At 69.2% G+C, this 11,912-nt stretch carries 12 protein-coding genes; 8 read left to right on the forward strand and 4 right to left on the reverse strand.

Annotated elements, in window-relative coordinates; all coding sequences use genetic code 11:
• The 6 genes from VGT06_10880 to VGT06_10905 form a co-directional block, all read left to right on the forward strand.
• The coding region (locus VGT06_10880; GenBank protein HEV8663624.1) for an aspartate aminotransferase family protein at positions 1 to 990 on the forward strand (990 nt) is incomplete at its 5' end.
• Positions 987 to 1,916 (forward strand): ornithine carbamoyltransferase, encoded by a 930-nt coding sequence (gene argF / locus VGT06_10885; GenBank protein HEV8663625.1) that lies wholly within the window; start codon positions 987 to 989, stop codon positions 1,914 to 1,916. The genes VGT06_10880 and argF, both read left to right, overlap by 4 nt.
• 20 nt (positions 1,917 to 1,936) lie before the next feature.
• Positions 1,937 to 3,157: an argininosuccinate synthase gene (locus VGT06_10890; protein HEV8663626.1), complete on the forward strand. Its 1,221-nt coding sequence runs from the start codon at positions 1,937 to 1,939 to the stop codon at positions 3,155 to 3,157.
• 30 nt (positions 3,158 to 3,187) lie between these two features.
• The gene (gene argH / locus VGT06_10895) at positions 3,188 to 4,582 is read left to right on the forward strand and encodes an argininosuccinate lyase (GenBank protein HEV8663627.1); all 1,395 of its coding nucleotides are present in this window, start codon (positions 3,188 to 3,190) and stop codon (positions 4,580 to 4,582) included.
• A complete protein-coding gene (locus VGT06_10900; protein HEV8663628.1) occupies positions 4,579 to 5,634 on the forward strand; it encodes a fibronectin type III domain-containing protein in 1,056 nt (351 codons plus the stop codon). The genes argH and VGT06_10900 overlap by 4 nt, the downstream gene beginning before the upstream one ends.
• Positions 5,635 to 5,911: 277 nt before the next feature.
• Complete coding sequence (locus tag VGT06_10905; protein HEV8663629.1) at positions 5,912 to 6,562, forward strand: hypothetical protein; 651 nt, start codon at positions 5,912 to 5,914, stop codon at positions 6,560 to 6,562.
• 123 nt (positions 6,563 to 6,685) lie between these two features.
• Here VGT06_10905 and VGT06_10910 read toward each other — a convergent pair whose 3' ends face one another.
• The 4 genes from VGT06_10910 to VGT06_10925 form a co-directional block, all read right to left on the reverse strand.
• Entirely contained in the window at positions 6,686 to 7,513 is an 828-nt protein-coding gene (locus VGT06_10910; GenBank protein HEV8663630.1) for a rhomboid family intramembrane serine protease, read from the reverse strand.
• Between the two features lie 51 nt (positions 7,514 to 7,564).
• Positions 7,565 to 7,810, reverse strand: coding sequence for a hypothetical protein (locus VGT06_10915; protein HEV8663631.1), 246 nt, complete (start codon positions 7,808 to 7,810; stop codon positions 7,565 to 7,567).
• A gap of 223 nt (positions 7,811 to 8,033) precedes the next feature.
• The gene (locus tag VGT06_10920) at positions 8,034 to 8,441 is read right to left on the reverse strand and encodes a hypothetical protein (protein ID HEV8663632.1); all 408 of its coding nucleotides are present in this window, start codon (positions 8,439 to 8,441) and stop codon (positions 8,034 to 8,036) included.
• Positions 8,442 to 8,564: 123 nt separating this feature from the next.
• Positions 8,565 to 9,230, reverse strand: a complete 666-nt coding sequence (locus VGT06_10925) for a SatD family protein (GenBank protein ID HEV8663633.1) — start codon at positions 9,228 to 9,230, stop codon at positions 8,565 to 8,567.
• 649 nt (positions 9,231 to 9,879) lie between these two features.
• On the opposite strand from VGT06_10925, the gene lysA reads away from it, so the two are divergent.
• Both lysA and dapA read left to right on the forward strand, forming a co-directional pair.
• A complete protein-coding gene (gene lysA, locus VGT06_10930) occupies positions 9,880 to 11,136 on the forward strand; it encodes a diaminopimelate decarboxylase (protein HEV8663634.1) in 1,257 nt (418 codons plus the stop codon).
• 52 nt (positions 11,137 to 11,188) lie between these two features.
• A partial coding sequence (gene dapA, locus VGT06_10935; GenBank protein HEV8663635.1) for a 4-hydroxy-tetrahydrodipicolinate synthase occupies positions 11,189 to 11,912 on the forward strand: 724 nt, incomplete at its 3' end.

Below are 11,912 nucleotides of genomic sequence, written 5' to 3' on the forward strand. Positions count from 1 at the left end.
CGGCTGCTGCACGTCAGCAACCTCTACCACATCGAGCCCCAGGCGCGGCTCGCCGAACTCCTCTGCCGGCACTCCTTCGCCGACCGGGCCTTCTTCTGCAACAGCGGGGCGGAGGCGAACGAGGCGGCCCTGAAGCTCGCCCGGAAGTACGCGAAGGAGCGGTTCAGCAGCGACCGGACCGAGGTCATCACCATGGACGGCTCCTTCCACGGCCGGACGCTGGCCACCGTGAGCGCGACGGCGCAGGAGAAGTATCACAAGGGATTCGAGCCGCTGGTCCCGGGGTTCCGGTACGTCCCCTTCAACGACCTCCGGGCAGTGGAGCTGGCGGTGGATGCCCGGACGGCCGCCATCCTCGTCGAGCCGATCCAGGGAGAGGGGGGGGTGCGGGTGGCCGCCGACGGGTACCTGGCCGGCCTCCGGAGGATCTGTGACGCGCGGGGCACGCTGCTGATGTTCGACGAGGTGCAGACCGGCCTCGGTCGGACCGGGACCCTCTTCGCCTATCAGCAGGACGATGTCCAGCCCGACATCCTGACGCTCGCCAAGGCGCTGGCCGGGGGGATCCCGATGGGGGCGATGCTGGCCCGGGAGGAGGTCATGGCCGCGTTCACCCCGGGCAGTCACGCCGCCACCTTCGGCGGCAACCCCTTCGCCTCGGCCGTCGCCCTCGAGACCGTGCAGACGATCCTGGAGGAAGACCTGCCGGCCCGGGCGGCGCGCGTCGGCGCCCGGACCCTGGACCGGCTGCGGGCGCTGCAGGCCCGCCTGCCCCTCATCAAGGCGGTCCGGGGCCGCGGGCTTCTGATCGGGATCGAGGTGGCCGCGGACGCGAAAGGCCTCGTGGCCAAGTGCAGGGAGCGGGGCCTCCTGATCCTGACCGCGGGGGACACCGTCCTGCGTCTGGTCCCGCCCCTGATCCTGGGCGAGGCCGAGGCGGACGAGGGGCTGGCGATCCTGGAGGGAGTCCTGGCGGAGGCCGCGGGATGAAGCGCGATTTCATCAGCCTGCACGACTGGTCGGCGGCCGAGGTCGCGGCGCTCCTCACGCAGGCCGCCGACCTCAAGGCGAAGCAGCGGGCCGGGATCCCGCACATCCTGCTTCCGGGCAAGACGCTGGCCCTCATCTTCGAGAAGCCCTCCCTCCGGACCCGGGTCACCTTCGAGGCGGGGATGACGCAGCTCGGCGGGCACGCCATCTACCTCGCCCCACAGGACATCCGCCTGGGGGAGCGGGAGACGGTGGCCGACGGGGCACGCAACCTCTCGCGCTGGGTGGACGGGATCGTGGCCCGGACCTTCCGGCACCAGATGGTGGTGGAGCTGGCCGAGCACGCCACCGTCCCCGTCATCAACGGCCTGACCGATCTGCTGCACCCCTGCCAGATCCTGGCCGCCCTGCTGACCATCCAGGAGCGGCGGGGCCGCCTCGCGGGATGCCGGGTCGCCTTTATCGGGGACGGGAACAACGTGGCCAACTCCTGGTGTACCGGGGCGGCGAAGACCGGGGTGCACCTGACCATCGCGTGCCCGAAGGGCTACGAGCCGGACCCGAGCATCCTGCACCAGGCCCGCGAGGACGCCAAGGGGGCGGGGGCCCAGATCCACGTGGTCCACGACGCGGCCGCGGCGGCCCGCGGAGCCGATGTCCTGTACACCGACGTCTGGGCGAGCATGGGGCAGGAGGAGGAGCGGGCGAAGCGGGCCAAGGTCTTCCGGCCCTTCCAGGTGAACCGGGCTCTCGTGGACCTGGCGCGCCCCGACGTCCTGGTGATGCATTGCCTGCCGGCCCACCGGGGGGAGGAGATCACCGATGAGGTGATCGAGGGACCCCACTCGGCGGTGTTCGACGAGGCGGAGAACCGCCTGCACGCGCAGAAGGCCCTCCTGGTCACCCTCCTGGGGGATCATCGCTGACAGTCCCCTCTGGGAAACCCATGGCGAGCGAGGTCCGCAAAATCGTCCTGGCCTACTCGGGCGGGCTCGACACCTCCGTCATCCTGAGGTGGCTGCTGGAGACGTACGGCTGCGAGGTCATCGCCTTCGTGGCCGACATCGGGCAGGGGGAGGAGATCGGTCCGGTCCGGGAGAAGGGCCTCCGGACCGGGGCCAGCAAGGTCATTGTCGAGGACCTGAAAGAGGAGTTCGTCCGCGACTTCGTCTTCCCCTGCCTGAAGGCCAACGCCGTCTACGAGGGGGGCTACCTGCTCGGGACCTCCATGGCCCGCCCCCTCATCGCCAAGGGGCAGATGGCCGTCGCAAGGGCGGCAGGCGCCGACGCCGTCGCCCACGGCGCCACCGGGAAGGGGAACGACCAGGTCCGCTTCGAGCTGACCTACCTGGCGTTCGACCCCCACATCCGGATCATCGCGCCCTGGCGGGAGTGGGAGTTCAAGTCCCGGTCGGACCTGCTGGGCTACGCCAAGCGGCACGGCATCCCGGTCCCCGTGACGAAGGCGAAGCCGTACAGCAGCGACCGGAACCTCTTCCACATCTCCTTTGAGGGGGGGGTCCTCGAGGATCCCTGGATGGAGCCGCCGGCCGACATGTATACCCTCACGGTCGCCCCGGAGAAGGCCCCGGGCCGTCCCACCCTCCTGGAGGTGGAGTTCGAGCAGGGGGTGCCGGTGGCCGTGGATGGCCGTCGGCTCCCGCCGGTTGCCCTCCTCAGCCACCTGAACGCCGTCGGCGGGAAGAACGGCATCGGGCGGGTAGACCTGGTGGAGAACCGCTACGTGGGGATGAAGTCGCGCGGGGTCTACGAGACGCCCGGGGGGACCATCCTGCACGTCGCCCACCGGGCCGTGGAGTCCATCACCATGGACCGGGAGGTGATGCACCTGCGGGAGAGCCTCATACCCCGCTTCGCCGAGCTGGTCTACTACGGCTACTGGTTCTCGCCCGAGATGGAGATGCTGCGGGCGGCGATCGAGGAGAGCCAGCGGACCGTCACCGGGACGGCGCGCCTCAAGCTCTACCGGGGCAACTGCACCGTGGTGGGGCGCAAGTCCAAGGTGTCCCTGTACGATCCGGCCTATGCCACGTTCGAGGAGGACCCGGTCTACCGGCAGCGGGACGCCGAGGGGTTCATCCGGTTGCACGCGCTCCGCCTGCGGATCCGGGCCCTGACCCAGAAGGCGCCGGGTCGCCGCCGGTAGAAGGGCCGGGGGAACAGGAAAGAGGGGGTCGTGGAGAAAAAGCCCTGGGGCGGGCGCTTCGAGGGGCCGACCGACAAGCTGGTGGAGGCCTTCACGGCCTCCCTCCCCTTCGACCAGCGCCTGGCCCGCCACGACATCGAGGGGAGCATGGCCTGGGCCCGCGCCCTCCAGAAGGCCGGCGTGCTCACCTCCGAGGAGATGGAGAAGATCGTCCGGGGCCTGGAGGAGGTGGGCCGGGAGATCGAGAAGGAGGGCGTCCCCGACGATCCCTCCTTCGAGGACATCCACCTGTACGTGGAGCGCCGCCTCATCGAGCGGATCGGGACGCTGGGGGGCAAGCTCCACACCGGCCGGAGCCGCAACGACCAGGTGGCCCTCGACCTCCGGCTCTACTTGCGGGGCGAGATCGGCGAGGTCCGCCGGCTCCTCCTGCGCCTGCAGGAAGCCCTGCTCACGCTCGCCGAGGCCCACCCGGAGGCCATCCTCCCCGGCTACACGCACCTGCAGCGGGCCCAGCCGGTCCTCTTCGCCCACCACTGCCTGGCCTACGTGGAGATGGTCGAGCGGGACGCCGCCCGCTTCGCCGACTGCCTCGGGCGGGTGACCGTGCTCCCCCTCGGCTCGGGCGCGTTAGCCGGGACCACGTTCGCGGTGGACCGGGAGTACCTGGCCGGCCTCCTGAACTTCCCCGCGGTCAGCCGCAACAGCCTGGATGCCGTGGGCGACCGGGACTTCGCCCTGGAATTCCTGGCGGCCGCCAGCATCACCATGGTCCACGTGAGCCGCCTGGCGGAGGAGATCACCCTCTGGGCCTCGGCCGAGTTCGGGTTCCTGGAGCTGCCGGACGCCTTCGCCACCGGCTCCAGCATGATGCCCCAGAAGAAGAACCCCGACGTGGCCGAGCTGGCCCGCGGGAAGGCCGGCCGGGTCATCGGCGATCTGGTCGCCCTGCTCGCCACGCTGAAGGGCCTCCCCCTCGCCTACAACCGGGACCTCCAGGAGGACAAGGAGCGGGTCTTCGACGCCGCCGACACCCTGAGGGGGACCCTGGCCGTCCTGGCCTCCCTGGTGGGGGCTCTGCAGGTCCGGACCGACCGGATGCGGGCCGCCGCGGAGGAGGGTTTCCTGAACGCGACCGACGTGGCCGACTACCTGGCGGCGAAGGGCCTGCCGTTTCGCCAGGCTCACGAGGTCGTGGGCCAGATCGTCCGGAAGTGCCTGGCCGAGGGGAAGCGGATAGAAGACCTGCCCCTGGAGGCGCTGCGCGCCTTCTCTCCCTATTTCACCGAGGACGTCTACGCCTTCATGCGCCTCGAGGCCTGCGTGGACCGGCGCCTGACGGCGGGCGGGACGGCGCGCGCCCGGGTCCGGGAGGCGCTGGGGGAGGCCCGCGCCCGCCTGCGGCTGGCCCAGGGGGAGGCGTGAGCGGACCGGCCTCCCGGCGGGTCGCTCCCCCGCTCTGCCTGGCCATCCTCGCGCTGCTGCTTTCCGCCTGCGGGCGGAAGGGACCGCCCGTCCCCCCGCGGCCTGCCGTCCCGGCCGCCGTCACCCTGCGCGCCGTAACCGATGGCCAAACGGTCCTCCTGCGCTGGGCCCGGCCCACCCGCAATGCCGACGGCTCCCCGCTCACCGACCTGAACCACTTCGTCCTGCTCCGCGGGGCGGACCCCCTGCCTGGCGGCCCCGCCGGGGAATCCTCCCCGCTCCGCCTGCTGGATGCCGTCCCGGCCGTCCGGCCGGAGAGCGCGACGCCAGAGGGCGAGACCTACCGGTACGCGGATGGGGCCCGGGAGCCGCTCCCCCTGGGCGTCCGGTACACGTACCAGATCGTCGCGGTCAGCGACCGGGGCGTCTCGGGGCTGCCCGCCTCCGCCGTTGTGGAGCTCCGGCCCCCGCCCGCCCCGCCCCGGGCGCTTCGGGCCGAGGTCGGGGAGGGGTTCGTGACCCTCTCCTGGCAGGCGCCACCCGCGGGCGACGCGCCATCCGGGGGCGCATACCACGTCTACCGGGAAGAGCCCGGCGGTCCCGGCCCGGCCCGGGTCACGCGCTTCCCGGTCCAGGGGACCCGCTACGTGGACCTGGATGTCCAGACCGAGCGCCGGTACCGCTACACGGTCCGGGCGGTGGTGGGAGAAGGTCCGGGCGCGCGGGAGAGCGAGCCGGCCGGGCCGGCCGAGGCGGTTCCCGAGGACCGGACGCCGCCCGCGCCGCCGCGGAATCTCACCGCCGTGCGGGAAGCGGACGCGATCCGCCTGCGCTGGGCGGCGAGCCCCGAGCCGGACCTGCTCGGGTACCGGGTGTACCGCCGGGCCCTCCCCGACGGCCGCCGGGTCCTGCTCACCGCCACTCCGGTTCCCGACCCGGAGTACCTCGACCGCCCCCCGCCCGGCCTCGTGGCCTATACGGTCACGGCGGTGGACCGGTCCCGTCGGGGCAACGAGAGCATCCCCGCCGCAGAGGTGCGAGCCGGCCCATGAGGGCGGTTGCCTCCGGAGCTGCTTTGCCGTTGACAGCTTCCTCCGGCGCCGCCTAGACTGCGGTCAGCCCCCACAATCTATCTGCCCAGCCACCGGGGGAAGCACGATGCCCCGGGATCAGGCTTCTGGATTATCTCTCCACGCTCCCGTTGACCATGCGTGCGGGCACCGGGGGCGTTTCCGTATTCGGGGGCCACCCCCCCAGTGTTCTGCCCGCAAAACCGAACCGACGTTCTGATCTCAGACCTCTTGGAGTTACGTGGAGGGAGGAGAGGTCGTGAATATCAAGAAGCTAGCGATGGCGGCAGGAGTATGCGCTGTAGCGGTGCTTATGGGTGTGCCCTCGGTAGAGGCGCAGTTTTCACTGTTTGGCTCCGCCACCGAGGTGATTGGTGGGATCGGGAATACACGGGCTGTCGAACTGACATCGAGGTGCACGTTTACAGGCTCCCCACCCTCATGCGACACCAGCGGCCCGACATTTACCTTCTCGGGTGTGAACTTCCAATCGTTCACGCCCCTGACGTTCGCCGGCATCTCCCAACTGAGCGCCGACTTCAATGTTGGGGCCACGGATTGCGGCGGCGGCTCACCCCGTTTCCAGATCAACATCGATATCGACGGCGACGGAGTGTCGGACGGAAATGTGTTCGTGTACCTCGGGCCTTCACCCAACTTCACGGGATGCCTCTTCGGCTGGCAGAGCACAGGGAATCTGATCGGGAACACCGACGCGGGCAGGTATGATGCTACCCAGTTCGCTGCGTCAGGGGGTCAGCTCGGGACATATGCGCAGGCAGTAGCTGCTCTCGGGAATTTCCCTGTCGTGGGCATTCAGCTCGTCGTTGATAGCGGATGGTTCACAGGGCCCAGGGGCCAGGCGATCCAGGTTGACAACATCAGGATTAACACCACCGTACTGAAGTGAAGCGCACCACGCGGCACGCATCACACGGGCGCCGGGGGTGTCCTCGGCGCCCGTGGTGTTTCTTCCGGGCGTGCACGGAGGGCCGCCATCGCCTGGGCCTTGGCGCGAGGGCCGAGATGAGTGTCAGCGCAGGAAGGCGGTCCAGAGGGCGAGGGCGAAGCCGAGGGCCGTGAGGGCGATGATGGCCGCAGCCGCCAACTGGTGGGCGCCCCGTTCCGGCTTCCGGTCGCTGTGGCCCAGCGCGGCTGCGGCCAGGTAGCCGCCGGCGAAGCCTCCCGCGTGGGCGAAGTTGTTCACGCCGGCCATCAGGAACCCCAGGACGAAAAGGACCAGGGCCCACTGGCCGTACTGCCGGAGGATCGCCACGCCAAAGGTCCCGCCGCGACTCCGGCCGTAGCAGACCATGGCGCCGAGCAGGCCGAAGATTGCCCCCGAGGCCCCGATGGTGAACGGCACCCCGACCCCGTTCGACACCACGAAGCCCAGCACCCCTCCCGCCGTGAAGATCAGGATGAGCCGCGAGCGCCCGTAGAGTTCCCCGACCATGGGAGCGAGCTGATTGACCCAGAGCACGTTGAACAGGAGATGCAGGAGACTCCCGTGCAGGTAGATGGCCGTGAAGAGAGTCCACCACCGCCCGAGGGCCCAGGCGGCGGCGCCGGTCATGCCGAGGGCATCGAGGGCGCCCCCACCCGGCGCGAGGATGCTGAGGGGTCCCCGGAGCCGCAGGGCGGCGCGGACATCCAGGAGCAGGGAGAGCGCGTAGGCGGCGATGCAGACCGCGGTGACGACGCGGGCGAAGCTGAGCTGGCCGACGAGGCGCGTGAGGCTGGGCCCGAACCCCCAGAGCCCGGGGTTCCGCTGCCCGCAGTAAAAGCAGACGGGCGCCTGCACGCTGTTGAGCTTCCCGCAGGAAGGGCAGAGGCTGGAGCCGGAGGTCTGACGGAACACGCTGGGCCCTCTCTGGCCGCCGCCAGGGCCCCGGCGAGCGAGGGCCGCGCGTCAGGCGGATGGGGGGCGGTCCCCTCGGTCCTCCGCGCGCTCCTGCTCCGGGGGCGCCTTCTCCCTCCCCCGGATGAGCCGCTCCATCCGCGAGAGGACATCGGCGGTCTTCTCCCTCACCCCCTCGGTGGTGGACGTGAGCGAGTCTACCTGGCGCCGGAGGTCCCGCATCCCGCCGGTTCGCGCGTAGGCGGCGATCGCGATGATCAGGGCCGCCACGGCGATGAGGAAGGTCAAGACGCCCACCAGACGTCCCCCCGTGCTGCCACGCAAGAGCACCCGCCGCGCTTCCACCGTACCCCAGGGCGCCGGGGCCCGTCAAGGTCGTCCCCGCCGAACGCACGGCTGTCACCGGCGAATCGGCTGGCAACAATCTGTCGGGTCTGCGTCGGATGCCCGCGTCGGACACGGCAGCCTGGGCCACCGCCGCTCTTGCCCGAGCGCCAACACCCCGCGTTGGTCTTCGCCCTCATCTGGTCCACCCGAGGAGCGTGAGTCCTGCCTTGATCCCCAGACCTACCAGCATCCCGAACGATACGCTCGCCAGGGTTCCGACCAGATAATACTCTGCAAACGCGGGCGTTGCCTCAATCTTCTTGAAACGCGCGATCGACTTTGCCGTAAACACGAAGGCGATCGCGTTATACTGGTCCAAGACGGTCAGCGTGGTCACGAGGAATCGCTCAAACTGCCCGATGCGCTTCCCAGCATCCCTGAGCCCCGGATCCACCCCGCGCAACGATTGGATGGTGTCCAGAAACCTGCGCACCAGAATACCGCCGACCCAGACGGAAATGACATAGCCCGAGAGGACGATGGCGGTCGGGTCGCGGTAGCCCTGCCATAGGCTCTGCACCGAATGTCTCCAGAGCTCCACGTGATCTCCTGCCGCAAGGTCGGAAGCCGTGAGGGCGGCGAGGGGTATGGAGAGACGGATCCGCTCACCCGACACCCCGGCCGTCGGGCCGAAGCGTTACCGAATCAGGATGATTTCATCGTATCAACCACAAGAGGTTGAATCGTCATACGCGGCCAGGAGCCCCAGCATCACCTTCTCGCCGCGTACGTAGGCCTTATATCCAGTGACTCGGAGGTGCTTGCTCACTGCCTGCATGGAGATGCCCAGTTTCTTCGCAATGGGTTCGAGCGCGTGGAGTTCTTCATGGAGACGAATGACCTCGCGCGCTCTGGCGCTCCACCCTGACCGGATAAAGCCGAGGGCATCGAGCCAGGCGTTGACCATCTCATCCCGACCGGGCTGTTCGGAGGAAAGACACGTGTGCCCCAGGAACTCCTTCGCGCTTCTGAGCGCGTCCCGTGCTCTATGGAATGCAGGCCCATCCATTTCTGCAGGGTGATGAGAAAGCGGAGTGGTAATTTCCCCGATCCCGATCCCGAAACGCACCGGCACCGGGAAGATGGCCTCTCGAATGCGGTTGATCACCTCGAAGACGAGCACCGCGGTCCGGAAGACCCCCTGGAGCTCATCCCCACCGGTGAATTGCAATGGGGTACAGATACTCTTCTTGTAGTCCCGATTGATGCGGAGCAGGACCCTCTTGAGCTGCGCCTGGGCTCTTGCGCGCTCGGGACGCCCCAGACGCCGCGATCTGACGATATCTCCGATCACGACTACAAAGAGTGGCTTTGCGTGCGCGGAAGGCATAGCTCAATTCTAATCGGTTGATCCATCGAATTCAACCGAAATGAGTTGAGGTCAACCCGGGGGGTTCAACCGCCACGCCAGCCTCCGACCGCCTCCCTGCGGGAACCCCGGGTCGGGGGAGGGAGTTCCTTGTGATGAGGACTGCTGAGCCCGGTGGACCGACACTCCCCTCGGGAGGAGAGATCCTCAATGCTCCACAAGAGGTTGGGCTATGCAGCGCTACTCGGGATTGCCTTCATGCTGCTCGGCGCCTGCCAGACGCTAGAGCACGCATCGGGAGCGTCCCCGCCGCCGTACCAGGAACCCGCAGGTGGCGGTGGCAACGGCGGCGGCGGCGGCGGGTACTGAGCCGCGAGAGCAGCTCGGATTGCGAGGGGCATTCCACGGGCGCCGGGGCCACCCTCGGCGCTCGCGGTCTGTCTGGGACCGAGGGCGTCCCGGTGCGCCGATCGGCAACGATTTGCCGACCCCACTCCCCCTCGCTTGTCGCTGTGTGCGTTGGCCGTTGCCACTTTCCCTTTGACACCCCGCGCGCCGCCGTGGTAGAAATAGCGCGACCCGAGAGTTGCGCCACCTGCGTCGTTCGTCCCGCCCGCCGGGCTGCGCCGCCGGCCGCCCGGGGCAGCCCGGAGCGGAGGGCCCAGGCGCGATGCACCATTTCCAGTACCGGGACGACGTCCTCCACTGCGAGGAGGTCCCCCTTCCCACCATCGCGCGGGAGGTGGGCACCCCTTTCTACTGCTACAGCCACGCCACCCTGACCCGCCACTTCCGGGTGTTCGACGAGGCCTTCGCCCCGATCCCGCATCTCCTCTGCTTCGCGCTGAAGGCGAACAGTAATCTCTCCATCCTGAAACTCTTCGGCGGGATGGGCGGTGGGGCGGACGTCGTCTCCGGGGGGGAGCTGTTCCGGGCCCTCCGGGCGGGCATCCCCCCCGACCGGATCGTCTACGCGGGCGTCGGGAAGTCGCGGGAGGAAATTGCCTACGCGCTGAAGTCCGACATCCTCATGTTCAACGTGGAGTCCGCCCAGGAGCTCCAGGTCATCAGCGACGTGGCCGCCAACATGGGGGTGGAGGCCAAGGTGGCCCTTCGGATCAACCCGGACGTGGACCCCCGGACGCACCCCTACATCTCCACCGGCCTGCGGAAGAGCAAGTTCGGCATCGATATCTCCCAGGCGGTGGAGGCGTACGAGCTGGCGCGGGAGCTCCCCCGGATCCGGGTGGTGGGGATCCACCAGCACATCGGCTCGCAGATCACCGAGGTGGGCCCCTTCGTGGATGCCCTGGAGAAGATCGCGGAGCTCGTCCGAGAGCTGCGGGCGCTGGGACTGGAGATCCGGTACCTGGACGTGGGAGGCGGGCTGGGCATCACCTACAAGGACGAGGAGCCGCCGATCCCCCAGGTCTTCGCGGAGGCGCTCATCGGGGTGGTGAAGGACCTGGAGTGCACCATCGTGCTGGAGCCCGGGCGGGTGATCGTGGGGAATGCCGGCATCCTGGTGACCCGGGTCCTCTACACCAAGGAGGCGCCGGCCAAGCACTTCGTGGTGGTGGATGCCGGCATGAACGACCTGATCCGCCCGAGCCTCTACGGCTCCTACCACGCCATCCTCCCCGTCCACCGGAAGGAGGGCACCCCGCCCCTCATGGCGGACGTGGTGGGCCCCATCTGCGAGTCGGGTGACTTCCTGGCGAAGGATCGGGAGCTGCCGGCGGCGCAGCCGGGCGAACTGCTGGCGGTGATGAGCGCGGGGGCCTACGGTTTCACCATGGCCTCCAACTACAACGCGCGGCCCCGGGTACCGGAGGTCCTGGGGAAGGGGGACCGGTACCTGGTCATCCGGCGGCGGGAGACCTACGAGGATCTGATCCGGGGGGAGGAGATTCCGGAGGAACTGTAGCGGGGCGAGGGAGCGGCCCGCCGGGGCGAGCGGCGGGGGAGGAGGGCGGACGATGAAACGGTTCTTCCAGGGCTCGATCGTGGCCATGGTCACCCCGTTCCGGGACGGGGCAGTGGATACGGCGAAGATCCGTGAGCAGGTGGAGTTCCACGTGAAGCAGGGGACGGATGCCATCGTCCCCTGCGGGACGACGGGGGAGTCTCCCACCCTGAGCCACGAGGAGCACCACGCCGTCGTGCGGGAGACCATCCGGGCCACCGCAGGCCGGGTGCCGGTGATCGCCGGGACGGGGAGCAACAGCACCGCGGAGGCCATCGCGCTGACCCGGCACGCCAAGGAGGCCGGCGCCGACGGCGTGCTGATCGTGAACCCCTACTACAACAAGCCGACCCAGGCCGGCCTGACCGCCCACTTCCGGGCCATCGCCGACGCCGTGGAGATCCCGATCATCATGTACAACATCCCGGGCCGGACCGGTGTCAACATGCTGCCGGAGACGGTGGCCGAGCTGGCGGAGCACCAGAACATCGTGGGGATCAAGGAGGCGACCGGCAACGTCGAGCAGATGACCCAGGACATCGTGCTGTGCCGGGGGAAGCTCTGCTTCCTCTCGGGGGATGACACCCTGACCCTCCCCCTCATGGCGGTGGGCGGGGCGGGCGTCATCTCGGTGGTGGCGAACATCGTCCCGGCCGACGTGGTGGCGATGACCCACGCGGCCCTGAACGGGGACTGGAAGCGTGCCCAGGAGCTGCACCTGCGCCTCTTCCCCCTGT

This window comes from Candidatus Methylomirabilis sp. (assembly GCA_036000645.1).
Classification (GTDB): Bacteria; Methylomirabilota; Methylomirabilia; order Methylomirabilales; family JACPAU01; genus JACPAU01.

Excerpts from the sequence above, each read along its gene's own strand:
- VGT06_10890 (HEV8663626.1), top strand. The coding sequence starts at position 1,937 with ATGGCGAGCGAGGTCCGCAAAATCGTCCTGGCCTACTCGGGCGGGCTC.
- argF (HEV8663625.1), top strand. The coding sequence starts at position 987 with ATGAAGCGCGATTTCATCAGCCTGCACGACTGGTCGGCGGCCGAGGTC.
- VGT06_10925 (HEV8663633.1), bottom strand. The coding sequence starts at position 9,230 with ATGCCTTCCGCGCACGCAAAGCCACTCTTTGTAGTCGTGATCGGAGAT.
- lysA (HEV8663634.1), top strand. The coding sequence starts at position 9,880 with ATGCACCATTTCCAGTACCGGGACGACGTCCTCCACTGCGAGGAGGTC.